This window comes from Streptomyces sp. Y309, from assembly GCF_056712025.1.
On the sequence record NZ_CM160048.1, the window covers coordinates 7,909,786 to 7,923,145 of the forward strand.

At 75.2% G+C, this 13,360-nt stretch carries 13 protein-coding genes; 6 read left to right on the top strand and 7 right to left on the bottom strand.

What is annotated here, in order from left to right; all coding sequences use genetic code 11:
* Positions 1 to 270: 270 nt before the first annotated feature.
* The 3 genes from AC0KTA_RS33000 (at position 271) to AC0KTA_RS33010 (ending at position 3,093) form a co-directional block, all read left to right on the top strand.
* A complete protein-coding gene (locus tag AC0KTA_RS33000; RefSeq protein ID WP_481051850.1) occupies positions 271 to 1,086 on the top strand; it encodes a GNAT family N-acetyltransferase in 816 nt (271 codons plus the stop codon).
* Positions 1,083 to 1,874 carry a lysophospholipid acyltransferase family protein gene (locus tag AC0KTA_RS33005; RefSeq protein ID WP_481051851.1) on the top strand — a complete coding sequence of 264 codons (792 nt, stop codon included), beginning with the start codon at positions 1,083 to 1,085 and terminating at the stop codon, positions 1,872 to 1,874. Before AC0KTA_RS33000 ends, AC0KTA_RS33005 begins: the two co-directional genes overlap by 4 nt.
* Before the next feature lie 181 nt (positions 1,875 to 2,055).
* Complete coding sequence (locus tag AC0KTA_RS33010; RefSeq protein WP_481051852.1) at positions 2,056 to 3,093, top strand: phytase; 1,038 nt, start codon at positions 2,056 to 2,058, stop codon at positions 3,091 to 3,093.
* Between the two features lie 12 nt (positions 3,094 to 3,105).
* Here AC0KTA_RS33010 and AC0KTA_RS33015 read toward each other — a convergent pair whose 3' ends face one another.
* Positions 3,106 to 4,494 carry a hypothetical protein gene (locus tag AC0KTA_RS33015; protein ID WP_481051853.1) on the bottom strand — a complete coding sequence of 463 codons (1,389 nt, stop codon included), beginning with the start codon at positions 4,492 to 4,494 and terminating at the stop codon, positions 3,106 to 3,108.
* Between the two features lie 206 nt (positions 4,495 to 4,700).
* On the opposite strand from AC0KTA_RS33015, the gene AC0KTA_RS33020 reads away from it, so the two are divergent.
* Positions 4,701 to 6,053 carry a molybdopterin-dependent oxidoreductase gene (locus AC0KTA_RS33020; protein ID WP_481051854.1) on the top strand — a complete coding sequence of 451 codons (1,353 nt, stop codon included), beginning with the start codon at positions 4,701 to 4,703 and terminating at the stop codon, positions 6,051 to 6,053.
* A 115-nt stretch (positions 6,054 to 6,168) separates the two neighbouring features.
* Here the strand turns inward: AC0KTA_RS33020 and AC0KTA_RS33025 are convergent, their stop codons facing one another.
* The 4 genes from AC0KTA_RS33025 to AC0KTA_RS33040 are packed head-to-tail and all read right to left on the bottom strand — an operon-like array spanning position 6,169 to position 8,776.
* Entirely contained in the window at positions 6,169 to 6,399 is a 231-nt protein-coding gene (locus tag AC0KTA_RS33025; RefSeq protein WP_481051855.1) for a hypothetical protein, read from the bottom strand.
* A gap of 15 nt (positions 6,400 to 6,414) precedes the next feature.
* Positions 6,415 to 7,299, bottom strand: a complete 885-nt coding sequence (locus AC0KTA_RS33030; RefSeq protein ID WP_481051856.1) for a class I SAM-dependent methyltransferase — start codon at positions 7,297 to 7,299, stop codon at positions 6,415 to 6,417.
* Positions 7,296 to 7,958, bottom strand: coding sequence for a TIGR04282 family arsenosugar biosynthesis glycosyltransferase (locus AC0KTA_RS33035; RefSeq protein ID WP_481051857.1), 663 nt, complete (start codon positions 7,956 to 7,958; stop codon positions 7,296 to 7,298). The genes AC0KTA_RS33030 and AC0KTA_RS33035 overlap by 4 nt, the downstream gene beginning before the upstream one ends.
* A complete protein-coding gene (locus AC0KTA_RS33040) occupies positions 7,955 to 8,776 on the bottom strand; it encodes a glycosyltransferase family 2 protein (RefSeq protein ID WP_481051858.1) in 822 nt (273 codons plus the stop codon). Before AC0KTA_RS33040 ends, AC0KTA_RS33035 begins: the two co-directional genes overlap by 4 nt.
* Before the next feature lie 115 nt (positions 8,777 to 8,891).
* On the opposite strand from AC0KTA_RS33040, the gene AC0KTA_RS33045 reads away from it, so the two are divergent.
* Positions 8,892 to 9,740 carry a response regulator transcription factor gene (locus tag AC0KTA_RS33045; protein WP_481051859.1) on the top strand — a complete coding sequence of 283 codons (849 nt, stop codon included), beginning with the start codon at positions 8,892 to 8,894 and terminating at the stop codon, positions 9,738 to 9,740.
* Positions 9,737 to 10,852, top strand: coding sequence for a sensor histidine kinase (locus tag AC0KTA_RS33050; RefSeq protein ID WP_481051860.1), 1,116 nt, complete (start codon positions 9,737 to 9,739; stop codon positions 10,850 to 10,852). Before AC0KTA_RS33045 ends, AC0KTA_RS33050 begins: the two co-directional genes overlap by 4 nt.
* 109 nt (positions 10,853 to 10,961) lie before the next feature.
* Here AC0KTA_RS33050 and AC0KTA_RS33055 read toward each other — a convergent pair whose 3' ends face one another.
* Together AC0KTA_RS33055 and AC0KTA_RS33060 are read right to left on the bottom strand one after the other, a co-directional pair.
* Positions 10,962 to 12,011 carry an NAD-dependent epimerase/dehydratase family protein gene (locus AC0KTA_RS33055; RefSeq protein ID WP_481051861.1) on the bottom strand — a complete coding sequence of 350 codons (1,050 nt, stop codon included), beginning with the start codon at positions 12,009 to 12,011 and terminating at the stop codon, positions 10,962 to 10,964.
* Between the two features lie 53 nt (positions 12,012 to 12,064).
* Entirely contained in the window at positions 12,065 to 13,258 is a 1,194-nt protein-coding gene (locus tag AC0KTA_RS33060) for a winged helix-turn-helix transcriptional regulator (protein ID WP_481051862.1), read from the bottom strand.
* Positions 13,259 to 13,360: the final 102 nt, after the last annotated feature.

The following is a 13,360-nucleotide window of genomic DNA, read 5'->3' on the forward strand; positions in this document are numbered from 1 at the left end:
GCGCGGCGCCGTTCCGGCCACCGCCGTTCACCTGATGCTCACGAGGGTCGGCACGATCGGTCTCGCGGACCTTGTGCGCAGTTCAGCCGGGGCGGTCACCGTGCTGAACGGGCGCCCTTCCCGCTTGTCGGCCGCAGTCTCCTCCGTACGTCCGCGCTTCCGCTCCCGGCTCCTCGGCTCCGTACCTCCCCACCGGCTCCGCCTCCCCGCACTCCTGCCCGTCGGTTCCAGCGGACTCCCCGTCCGTCCCCATCGAACGGAGAACATGTCATGCCCGCGACACCCGTCACTCCCGCCCCCGCCGCCCCGACGGCCCCGGACGCACCCGCGTACGTACCCTCCATCGCCCACTCCGAGGAGCAGATCCGGGCCGCCCAGCGCCTGCGCTTCCAGGTCTTCGGCGAGGAGATGGGCGCCGCCCTCGACACGCCCCTGCCCGGGCACGACATCGACGCGTACGACGAGCTCGCGGACCACCTGATCATCACCGACACCGCGAGCGGCGACGTCGTCGGCACCTACCGGCTGATCCCGCCCGGCCGCACCGGCCTCGCCTACTCCGACGGCGAGTTCGACCTCGTCGCGCTGCGGCCGCTGCGCTCCGCCACCATCGAGGCCGGGCGCTCCTGCGTGCACCCCGACCACCGCTCCGGCGCCGTGATCAACCTGATGTGGTCGGCCCTCGCCCGCTACGTCCTGCTCTCCGGCCACCGCTACCTGGCCGGCTGCGCCTCCGTGCCGCTGAGCGACGGCGGCACCGCGGCCGCCAGCGCCTGGCTGCTCGGCGACGCCAAGCACGCCTCGCCGCCCGAGCTGCGCGTGCACCCGCACCGCCCGTGGACGCCCGGCGACCGCGCGGGCCACCGGCCGACGTACGCCGACCTGCCGCCCCTCCTGCGCGGCTACCTGCGCCTCGGCGCCTGGATGTGCGGGGCGCCCGCGCACGACCCGGACTTCGACTCCGCCGACTTCTTCGTGCTGCTCGACACCGAGCGGCTGAGCGAGCGGCACCGCCGGTTCTTCCTCGGGGACGCGGAGCGCGGGCACGCCGAGCGCGGGGCCGCCGTGCCCGGGAGGAGCGCGTGAACCCCTGGGCCGTGGACGCGGGCTGTCCACGGTCCTGCGCGGTGCGGCCGGCGGCCCGGGTGGGGCCCGCCGTGACCGCGGGGCGGTACGCGGCCCTCGCCCGCGAGCTGACCCGGAGCCTGCTCCTGGGCGAACGCCTCGCCGGGGACGTCGCGCCCCGCCTCCAGGCGCGCCGCGTGCTGCGGGCGCTCGGCGTCGAACTCGAGGCGGCCCGGGCGCCGTTGAGCGTGCCCGGTACCGACACTGGCACGCTGATCGTCGCCAACCACATCTCGTGGCTGGACGTCGTCGCGCTGCTCGCCGTCGAGCCGGTGTCCTTCGTCGCCAAGAAGGAGGTGGGCCGGTGGCCGGTCGTCGGGACGCTCGCCCGCCGCCTGGGCACGCAGTTCATCGACCGGGAGGGTGGTCGGCGTGAACTGCCGCTGATGGTCGGTGAGTTGGCGAAGGCGCTGGCGTCCGGCCGGTCCGTGCTGGTGTTCCCGCAGGCCACGACGTGGTGCTCGGTCCCCGAGGGGCGGTTCCGGCGGGCCGCGTTCCAGGCGGCGGTGGACGCGGGGGTGCCCGTGCGGCCGGTGACGGTGGGGTACCGGCAGGGCGGGACGGCCAGCACGTCGGCGGCGTTCCTCGGGGACGAGGGGTTCGGGGGCTCGCTGCGGCGGGTCGCGGCCGCGCGCGGACTGACGGTGCGGGTCACGGCCCATACGCCGCTGTACGGGACCGACCGGAAGACGCTGGCGGCGGGGGCGTGGGCGGCGGTGTGCACGGGGGAGGCGACGACGCACGGGTGAGGTGGTGTGCCGGACGTGACACATGCACGCGGGAGGCGACGGGTGCACCGCGGCGGGGCCGCGACCCTCACCACGGTGTGTGACTGCACACGTTCAACTCGCGTTCACGGCGCGCTCGCGCACCGCTGGCACGCTCATTCCGCTTCGACCCGACCACCCCCCCGACGAAGAGGACACACTCGTGCCCGGCACCTCAAAGCTGCGTACCTCCCTGCTCTCCGCGAGCGCCCTGGCCGGCGCCGCCGGACTCGTGCTCCAGGCCGCGATACCCGCGCACGCGGCCGCGGACTTCGACGTCACCGCGACCGTGGAGACGACGCCCGTCGCGCACAGCGGCGACGCCGCCGACGACCCGGCGATCTGGGTGCACCCCAGCGACCCGGCCAAGTCCGTCGTGGTGGGCACGGACAAGAAGGGCGCGCTCGAGGTGTACGACCTCAAGGGCACCCGGATCCAGCGGATCAGCGGGGACTACGGCAACAACGTCGACGTACGCGGCGACATCGTCGTGTCCGCGGACGACGAGGCCGCGGGCGGCGACGGCGCGATGCACGTGTACCGGATCGACCCGGTCACGCGGCAGCTCAAGCACCTCAAGGACGTGCCGACCGAGGTCACCGCGCACGGCATCTGCCTCTACGCCTCGCCGCGGTCCGGCAAGCTCTACGCCTACCCGAACTCCACCTCGGGCCGCGTCGAGCAGTGGGAGCTCGCCGTCGACGGCGACGCGGTGACGGCGACCTCCGTGCGGCTCTTCGACGCCGGGTCCGCCGTCGAGGGCTGCTATGCCGACGAGACCACCGGCAAGCTGTATCTCGGCGAGGAGGACGTCGGCGTCTGGGTCTACGGCGCCGAGCCCGGCGCCGGAACCGCCCGCACCAAGCTCGACTCGACCGGCTCCGGCGGTCACATCACCGCCGACACCGAGGGCATCACCGCCGCCGGGAACCGGCTCTTCGTCTCCTCGCAGGGGAGCAACGACTTCACCGTGTACGACCGCCGCGGCGGCGCCTACCTCGGCCGCTTCGGCGTGGCCTCCGGCACCGCCGCCGACGACTGCGAGGACACCGACGGCATCGACGCCACCGCCACGGCCCTCGGCTCCGCCTTCCCCCAGGGCGTGTTCGTCTGCCAGGACGGCTCCAACGGCGCGCCCGGCGGCAGCGGCAACCAGAACTTCAAGTACGTACCGCTGGAGCGGATCACCGACAAGGTGTGAGCCGCACCGCGCTCACCAGCCCGTGAACAGCACGTGGTTGACGGCGAGGGCGAGCACCGCCTGCGCCGTCAGCCACGCCCGCGCGGCCGGACGCGGCAGCAGCGCGGCGGCGGGCAGCAGGAAGAGCGCGAACGGCAGCCAGATGCGTTCCGTCTCCGCCTTGCTCATGCCGGACAGATCCGCGGCGGCGACCGCGAGCAGGGCCACGAGCACCACGCCCACCAGCCGGTCCGTGGCCGTGGTTTCCCGCGTGTGCCAGCGACGTACCGCGCCCGGTGCCGCCGCGAGCGTCCGCCGCAGACCCGCCACCGTCGCCAGCCCGACGATGAAGACCGTGCAGGCCGGATTGGCCCAGACCCAGTACCAGTACGGGCGCACCCCGGCCGCTCCCTGGTAGTAGCGCTCCACCAACAGGTGGTACGCCTCCCACCAGTTGAAGCCGAGCGCCGTGAACACCAGCGGCACCACCACCGCGCCCGCCACGAAGTACGGCAGCGGGCGCACCGTCCGGGCGATCAGCAGCACACCGGCGACGATCACCGCGAAGAGCGTCAGGCCGTACGACAGGTAGCAGGTCAGGCCGAACAGGAGCCCGGCGCCGGCCGCGGCGAGCGCGGGCACGCGGACCGCGCGCGTCGCGGCCAGCGCCAGCAGCGCGATCATCCAGGCGGCGACGGCGGCGAAGTAGCCGTCCGCCGACGCCCCCATCCACACCGCGGCCGGCGCGAGCACCAGGAACGGCGCCGCACGGCGGGCCACTGCCTCATCCCCGAGGGTCCGCAGCGTGATGAGCACCGCCGCCACCGCCGTGCTGCCCGCCGTGATGACGAACGCGCCCGCCCACCCGCCGCCGCCCAGGCCGATCCGGTCCAGGAGGACGAATGTGAGCGGCGCGGCGGGCGGATGGCCCGCGGTGTGCGCGGGCCAGTGGTACTCGCCGGGGACCTGCACGATGTGCTGGGTGAAGTCGCGCAGCGTCGCCGGGATGTCGTCGAAGCGATCGACGACCCGCAGGTACTCGTACTTCGTGGTGAGGCGTTCGGCGACGCCCCGGTGCCAGCCGTCGACGAGCGCGAGCGACCAGATCCAGGCCGTGGACGCCGCCCACGCCGACACCAGGAGCGCCCGCCAGGGCAGGCGGGCCGCGAGCACGGGCCCGTACGCGACGACGGCGACGGCCACGGCGAGCGCGGCCGGGGTGCCCGGACCGATGTGCGGATCCCACTTGGCGTACAGGGGCGGCCAGTTGACGTGCAGGCTGCCGTCGCGGTCCTCCAGGACCCGGCCGACGACGACGGCCGCGGCGACGAGGAGGACCGCGAGCGCGGCGACGACGAGGTCCCGGCGCAGGCCGGGCGTGCGTGGTTCTGCGCCGGGTGGGCGTGGTTCTTGGCGGTTCACGCTGGCACGGTAGGCCGCCGGAGGGGCCGGGAGGCGGCTGCGCGGCCCCGCGTCACCGAACCGTCAGATCTGGCCGGGCGCGCGGTGACCGGCGACGCGACCGTCAGCGTTTCGTCATGAGTCGTGGCCGCCGGACCCCAGGTCGGGCGGCTTACGGTCGGGGCAAGGCGACGGACCCACGTCGCGCGGACCGTCGAGGACGCACCATGGGCCACCCACCCACCCTTTCCTTCCTGAGCAGGCTCAAGGCCCGCAGGCCGTCGTCACCGGTGTCGCCGTCGTCGCCGGGCTTCTGGCGCAGCCCGGTGCGCGGGCCCTGGTTCACCGCCGTGCTCGGCACGGTGCTGCTGTTCGGGATGACGCTGCTGTTCGTCACCGGACTGCTGTCGTACGCCGCGTACAACCCGGATCTCGCGTCGGTCAACGACAAGACGCCCGACAAGGGCCTGCTCGGCTTCTACCTCTTCGACTGGCCCACCGATCCGCACTGGCTGTACCGGCTCAACCAGGGTCTGCACGTCACCGTCGGGATCGCGCTGATCCCGGTGCTGCTCGCCAAGCTGTGGTCGGTGCTGCCGAAGCTGTTCGCGCTGCCGCCGGTGCGGTCCGTCGCGCACGCCCTGGAGCGGCTCTCCCTGCTGCTGCTCGTGGGCGGCGCGCTCTTCGAGTTCGCGACGGGTGTCCTCAACGTCCAGTTGGAGTACCTCTTCCCCGGCTCCTTCTACCCGCTGCACTTCTACGGCGCGTGGGTGTTCTTCGGGGCCTTCGTCGTGCACGCGGCGCTGAAACTGCCGACGACGGTGCGGGTGCTGCGCGAGCGCGGGCTGCGGCAGCAACTGCGCACCCACGACAAGCGGACGCCCGGCGAGCAGCGCGTGTTTGTCGAGCCCGACGAGGGCTCCGGGCTCGGCACGCCCCGGCCCGCCGAGCCCACCGTGTCCCGGCGCGGCGCGCTCGGCCTGGTCGGCGGCGGCTCCCTGCTGCTCTTCGGCACCACCGCCGGGCAGAACTTCGACGGCTGGCCGCGCGCCACCGCCCTGTTCGCCCCGCACGGCGGCGACGAGCCGGGCCGGGGTCCCGGCGCCTTCCAGATCAACAAGACCGCCCGGTCCGTGGGCGTCGGCCCGGACCGCACCGGCGAGGCCTGGCGCCTCGTCGTCGAGGGCCCCGGCCGCACCCTGCGCCTCACCCGCGCCGACCTGCTCGACCTCGCCCAGCACTCCGCGGACCTGCCCATCGCCTGCGTCGAGGGCTGGTCGACGTCCGACCAGGCGTGGAGCGGCGTACGGCTGCGGGACCTCGCCGCGCTCGCCGGATACGACGGGTACGCAGCCGAGCCGCCCGGCGTCCTCGTGGAATCCCTCCAACTGCGCGGCGCCTTCCGCAGGGCGGCCCTGCGCGACAACCAGGTGCGCGACGCCCGTTCGCTGCTCGCGCTGCGCGTCAACGGCGCCGATCTGACGCCCGACCACGGCTACCCGGCGCGCGTCATCGTGCCCGCCGCACCGGGCGTACTGAACACCAAATGGGTGACCCGGCTGACCTTCGGAGAACTGTGATGACGCATCCGCCCGCCCCGCCGCCCGCCGCCCGTCCGTCCTCCCGCGTGCGGCGCTGGTACGGCGAGGGGCCGCTCCATCTCCTGCTGCTGCTCGCCTCGTTCGCGCTCGCGCTCTACGCGGGCGTACGGCTGCTCGCCGACGACTGGGTCATGGTCGCCGTGTGGTTCGTCGGCGCGGCGCTGCTGCACGACCTGGTCCTGGTGCCGGTGTACGCGGCGGCCGACCGGGCGGTGACGGCGCTGCTGGGCCGTCGCGAACAGCGCCGCCGGGCCCTGACGGTGTTCGTCCGGGTCCCGGCGGCGCTGTCGCTGCTGCTCCTGCTGGTCTGGTATCCGCTGATCATGCGTCAGGTTCCGCGCTACGAACGGTCGACGGGACTGCCGGCCGACGTGTTCCTCACGCGGTGGCTGCTGGTGACGGCCGCGCTGTTCGCGGGCTCGGCGCTGTGGCTCTCGCTCCGTACGTGGTCGGCTTCGCGTGCGGGGCGGGTGCCGGGTACGGGGCGGGTGTGGCGTACGGCGCGCGTGTCACGTACGCCGGGTACGTCACCTCCGGCGCGGGACGCGCGTCCGTCCCGGCGGCGCAGCGCCACGAACGAGCGGCCGCCCGCCGACCACTGATCGGCGGCCTGCCAGCCCGCCGCGCGGGCGTAGCCGAGCAGAGCGGGCGTGCCGAGCCGGGCCCAGGGGAACACCTCGTCCGGCTCGGCGCGCCCGCTTCCGTCGTCGACGTGGACGCGCACCCGCTCGTCGATGTCGACCGGGGCGGTCTCCGCGATCAACAGGCCGCGCGGAGCGAGGAGTTCGGCGACCCGGGCGAGCAGGGCCGCCGGGTCGCCGCCGATGCCGATGTTGCCGTCCATGAGCAGCGCGGTGCCCCAGCGGCCCTCGCCCGGCAGCGCCTCGAACACCGAGCGGCGCAGCGCCGTGCCGCCGAGGCGCAGGGTGTGCTGGACGGCCGCCTCGCTCACGTCGATCCCGAGCACCCGGCGGCCGAGCGCGGCGAGCCCAGCCACCAGGCGGCCCGGGCCGCAGCCGATGTCGAGGACGGGCCCGGCACAGCGGCGCAGCGCCGACAGGTCGGCCGGGTCCGGCGCGGCGCACCAGCGCTCCACGTCCAGCGGGAGCAGCCAGCCGTCCGTGCGGCGCAGGAACAGCGGGCCGCGGCCGGTGCGGAGCGCCTCCGCGTACGGTCCCGCGCACCAGGAGGGCGCCGCGTCCGGGGGCGGTACGACCGTGCTCATCGGCGCCCGGCCCGGGCCAGGAGGGCGAGTTCGGCGGCGAACCGGGTGTGCGGGGCCTCGGCCGCGACCGCCGCCGCGTCGGCCGCGGTGTCGACGTCCCGCAGGACCGGCAGGTCGCGCACGCGCAGGCCCGCGGCGGTGAGGCGGGCGCGCTGCACGGCGCCCGTCGTCGGCGTGGACATCGGCACGCCCCGCAGCAGCCCCGGATCGGGCGCCGCGAGACCGAGCGCCCAGAAGCCGCCGTCCGCCGCAGGACCGAACCAGGCGTCGGCGCCGCGCCACGCGTCCGCGGCGAGCACGGGGGCGAGCAGCGCGGGGGAGATCTGCGGGGTGTCCATGCCGACGAGCAGCGCGGGCCCGTCGCAGCCCCCGAACGCCGCCGCGAGCCGCTCGTCGAGCCCGCCCGCGCACTGCGGCACCACCTCGACGCCGTCCGGCAGCCACGGACCGGGTACCCCGTCGAGCACGAGCACACGCCGCCGCGCGGGCACGGCACGCACGACGCGCAGCGTGTCGACGAGCGAGGCCTCGGCGAGCCGGGCGGCCTCCTCGGGCGAGTAGGGCGGCGTGAGCCGGGTCTTCACGCGACCGGGGAGCGGGGCCTTGGCGATGACGAGGAGGGTGAGGGGGCTGTTCTGTCCGGCGGGGGTGGGGGTCATCGTTGTGCCCCCGCCCGGTGCGTGGGGGACCCTGTCGCCGGTGGCTCTGCCAGGACCGCGCGCATGTCGCGTACCGCGTGCCAGGTGCCGCGCCACGTGCCGGTGACCTTCGACTTGCCCGCGCGGGGCAGGTACGGCACGTCCCGCTCCTCGACGCGCCAGCCCGCGTCGGCCGCGCGCACCACCATCTGCAAGGGGTAGCCGCTGCGCCGGTCCGTCAGGGCGAGGGACAGCAGGTCCTCACGGCGGGCCGCCCGCAGCGGGCCCAGGTCGTGCAGGCGCAGGCCGGTGCGGCGGCGCAGCATGCGGGCCAGCGCGAGGTTGCCCGCCCGGGCGTGCGGCGGCCAGGCCCCGCGCGCCTGGGGGCGCCTGCGACCGAGGACGAGGTCGGCGCGGCCCGCGGCCACGTCCCGTACGAAGCCTTCGAGCAGGCCGGGATCCAGGGACGCGTCGCAGTCGCAGAAGCACACCACGTCCGCGTCGGACGCGGTGAGCCCGGCGTGGCAGGCCGCCCCGAAGCCGCGCCGCGGCTCGTGCACCACGGTCGCGCCGAGCGAGCGCGCCAGCTCGGCGGAACCGTCCGTGGAACCGTTGTCCACGACGATGGTGCGCCAGCCGGCCGGGACCCGCGCGAGCACCCACGGCAGCGCCGCCGCCTCGTTGAGGCAGGGGAGGACGACGTCGGCCGGGGCCGGGCCTCGTCCTGAGCGGGGGACGTCGGAGGAGTCCGGGAGGTCCGGAAGGTCCGGGAGGTCCGGAAGGTCCGGGCGGTCCGCGGGGTCGGGGAAGTCGGGGGATGAGTGGGTCACGTCACTCACCCTACGAAGCGAAAACGGGCAAAACGGGCGACGGGTCCTTACGAAACACGGACGTCGGCGGGCCCGCGCCGCTCCCGAGGACTCGTGCGCGCGGACGCGGTGCGACGCTTGGCGCATGGACACACCGCCCCCGGACCCCGGCCCCCGCGTGCTCGTCGTGGACGACGACAGCACCGTCGCCGAGGTCGTCACCGGCTATCTGGACCGCGCCGGATACGAGGTCGAGCAGGCGCAGGACGGCCCCGCCGCCCTGGAACGCGCCGCCGCCCGCAGGCCCGACCTCGTCGTGCTCGACCTGATGCTGCCCGGCATGGACGGCCTGGAGGTCTGCCGCAGGCTGCGCGAGCGGGGGCCCGTCCCCGTGATCATGCTGACGGCGCGCGGCGACGAGGACGACCGCATCCTCGGCCTGGAGGTGGGGGCCGACGACTACGTCACGAAGCCGTTCAGCCCGCGCGAGCTGGTGCTGCGGGTGGAGTCGGTGCTGCGCCGCAGCCAGGCGTCCGCACCCCGCCCCCGGCCCGGCTCGCTCCTGCGCGCGGCGGGTCTCACCGTCGACCCCGCCGCCCGCCGCGCCTCCAAGAACGGCGCCGAACTCGCCCTGACGGTGCGCGAGTTCGACCTCTTGACGTTTTTCCTGCGGCACCCGGGCCGGGCCTTCGGCCGGGAGGAGCTGATGCGGGAGGTCTGGGGCTGGGACTTCGGCGACCTGTCCACGGTGACGGTCCATGTGCGCAGGCTGCGCGGGAAGGTCGAGGACGACCCGGCCGCGCCCCGCCTGGTCCAGACGGTGTGGGGCGTGGGGTACCGGCTCGACGCGGAACCGGAACCAGAACCGGTACCAGGACGGGAAGCGGTACCAGGACCGGAAGCAGCGCCGGAGCCGACCCCGAGTCCGGAACCGGCACCGGAACCGGCGCCCGTACCGGACGGCCTCGACGGCGAAAGCGGCCCCCGCCCGTGAACGACTTCCTCCTCATCGCCGTCTACGCCTTCCTCGGCGCGGCCGCCGCCGGACTCCTCGGCGCCCTCCTGCTGCGTTTCCTGCGCCACCGCTCGCTGGTCGTGTCGCTGACCGTGGTCGTGGCCGTCGCCGTCACCGCGATGCTCGCCGGGACGCTGGCCGTGGCGTACAAGATGTTCCTGTCGCCGCACGACCTGACCGTGGTCACCGTGGTCGTGGCGATGGCCGCCGTGGTGGCGACGGCCACCGCGCTGCTGCTCGGCCGGTGGGTGGTGGCCCGCAGCAACGCGCTGACGCTGGCCGCCCGTTCCTTCGGCGCGGGCGGCAGCTTCGCCGCGCCCCACGAGCCCGCCACGGCGGAACTCGCCGCCCTCACCCGGGAGTTGGAGACGACCAGCGCCCGGCTCGCCGAGTCCAGGGAGCGCGAGCAGGCGCTGGAGAGCTCGCGCCGCGAACTGGTCGCGTGGATCTCGCACGACCTGCGGACGCCGCTCGCGGGCCTGCGGGCGATGGCGGAGGCCCTGGAGGACGGCGTGGCGGCGGACCCCGGCCGGTATCTGCGGCAGATCCGCACGGAGGTGGAGCGCCTGAACGGCATGGTCGGCGACCTCTTCGAACTCTCCCGCATCCACGCGGGCGCCCTAGCCCTCTCGCGGGCGCGGATCTCCGTGTACGACCTCGTGGGCGACGCGCTCGCGGGGGCGGACCCGCTGGCGCGCGAGCACGGCGTACGCCTCGTGGGGCAGCGCATCGACGCGGTGCCCGTCGAGGTCGACAGCAAGGAGATGAGCCGGGTCCTCGGGAACCTGCTCATCAACGCGATCCGGCGGACCCCGGCGGACGGCACGGTCGCGATCGCGGCGGAGCGCTCGGACGACGGGGTCGTGCTGTCCGTGACGGACGGCTGTGGCGGCATCCCCGAGGAGGACCTGGGCCGCGTCTTCGACACGGGCTGGCGCGGCACCCATGCCCGCACGCCCCCGGCCGGCGCGGGCCTCGGCCTCGCCATCGTCCGCGGCATCGTCGAGGCCCACCAGGGCCGGGCGGCGGTACGCAACGTCTCCGGAGGCTGCCGCTTCGAGGTGGTGCTGCCACCGGCGGGGACGGCATGAGCGTGGTGCTGCCGCAGGCCGGGGCCCGCGTGAGCGTGAGTGTGGTGCTGCCGCAGGCCGGGACCGCGTGAGCGTGATGCTGTCGTCGGCCGGGGCCGCGTGAGCGCCCCTACCGCAGCGCCGCCCGGGCGAACTCCCGCATGCCTTCGGCGAAGCCGACCTCCGCCTTCCAGCCGAACGCCGCCCGCAGCCGGGCCGAGTCCGCCGTCACATGGCGCACGTCCCCGAGCCGGTACTCCCCGGTGACCACCGGCTCCGGACCCCCGTACGCGTCGGCGAGCGCCCGCGCCATCTCGCCGACGGTGTGCGGCTCACCGCTGCCCGTGTTGTACGCGGTGAACGTCCCGGCCCGCGAGCCCCGCACGGCCTCCAGCGCCGTCGCCACGGCGGCCGCCACGTCCCGTACATGCACGAAGTCCCGCCGCTGACCGCCGTCTTCGAAGACGCGCGGCGCCTCACCGCGGGCGAGGGCCGAGCGGAACAGCGCGGCCACCCCGGCGTACGGGGTGTCGCGCGGCATGCCGGGGCCGTAGACGTTGTGGTAGCGCAGCGACACCGCCCGGCCGCCCGTCGCGCGGGCCCACGCCGCGCTCAGGTGCTCCTGCGCGAGCTTCGTCGTGGCGTACACGTTGCGCGGGTCGACGGGCGCGTCCTCATCCACCAGGCCGGGCGTCAACTCCGCCCCGCAGGACGGACAGCGGGGCTCGAACCGGCCGGCCGCGAGGTCCGCCTCGGCGCGCGGCCCCGGCCGCACCACCCCGTGCGACGCGCACGCGTACCGCCCCTCTCCGTAGACGACCATCGACCCGGCGAGCACCAGCTCCCGCACCCCGGCCCGCGCCATCGCGGCCAACAGCACGGCCGTGCCCAGGTCGTTGCAGCCGACGTACTCGGGGGCGTCCGCGAAGTCCTTGCCGAGCCCCACCATCGCCGCCTGGTGGCACACCGCGTCGACACCGCGCAGCGCCGACGCCACGTCGTCGGGGTCGCGCACGTCGCCGACGACGAGCCGTTCCCCGGCGCGCGCCGCGCGCGGCGGCCCGCTGTGCGCCGACGCGAGCACCGCGTCGTACGAGACGACTTCGTGCCCGCGCGCCAGGAGCGCGTCGACGACATGTGTTCCGATGAACCCGGCTCCGCCGGTGACCAGTACCCGCATGCCGTCCACGCTAGGCAGCCCGGCCCCCGCCCGCCCCGCGTCGCGGCCTCGCGTCACCGTTCCGTAAGACCTGGCAGACCTCCATGGCCCGGAAGACCCGGAAGACCCGGCAGGCCAGGAAGCTCCTGCCCCGGGCGCCCGCCGTCCTCGTGGCCGTACAGCGCGGTCGTGCGGACCCCCGCCTGGAACCGTGTCCTGACCCCGAGCACGGTCATGATCCGGCTCATCCGGCGCTCCACCGTGCGCTGGGCCACGCCGAGGCGGCGGGCGATGGCGCTGTCGGTGAGCCCGGCGCGCAGATGGGCGAGCAGCAGTTCGTCGTCGGGGGAGAGGGTGTCGTGCGCGACGGGGCCCGCGGGCCACAGGGGTGTGGCGCGCTGCCAGAGGAGTTCGAAGAGGGCGATCAGGCCGTCGAGGAGCGCGGACGGCTGGAGGACCAGGATCTCCTCCTCGCTGGGCAGCACGAACGGCACGAGCGCGACCTTGCGGTCGGCGACGACCAGCTTCAGCGGCACGTTCGCGAGCACCCGGCTCTCCTCGCCGCGCGCCGCGAGGTCCCGGGTGGCCTCGACCCGGCCGGGGCCGTCGAGCCCCGCCTGGTCGTAGATCGCGCGGTAGCGCAGGCCCTTGTCGAGACGCTCGCGCTGCAGGCTGTCCTGGCGCCGCACCGGTTCCACGACGTACGGCGGCTTGTCCAGGATGAGGATCTCGCTCTTGGCCGTCTGCTGCGTCTGGAAGAACTGCTGGGCGATCGCCTCCCGGCCGCGCAGCACCTGCACCGGCGAGCCCCCGCCGCGCAGCCGCCCGGCCCGGAACTCCTCGGCCAGACCGGCCGCGGCGAGCCGGGCGTGCGCGATCTCCTCCTGGCGGCGCAGCGCGAGGACTTCGAGCGCCACGTCGGGCGGCGCCGGGGTGTACCGCTCGGCGCCCTCCGCGCCTGCCTCGCCCTTCGCGCGCGCCCCGCCTGCCTCGGCCTCCGCGCCTGCCCCGCCCGTCGCGCCTGCCGTGCCTGCCGTGTCCTCCGCACCTTCCGCGGCGCCCGTCAGCAGGCCGAGCCGGGCCAGCGAGGCGGCATGGCGCCGCACGCGCGCCTCGGTGAGGCCGGTGGCCTCCGCGAGGTCGGCGGGCGTGGCGCCGGGTGCGGCCAGGAGTGCCCGGTACACCCGCTCGTCACCGGGGCCGACGCCGAGCCCGGAGAGCACCGGGGCGCCCGGCGGGGGCGGGGTGGCATCCGGTGTCGCGTCCATGCTTCCCGTTCCCTTCCTCGCGTCGGAATGCCGACAGTGGCGGAACTCCGACGTACGCATACGCCCGGACCCCGGTACGGTCTTGCCTGGCGTGGAGTTCTG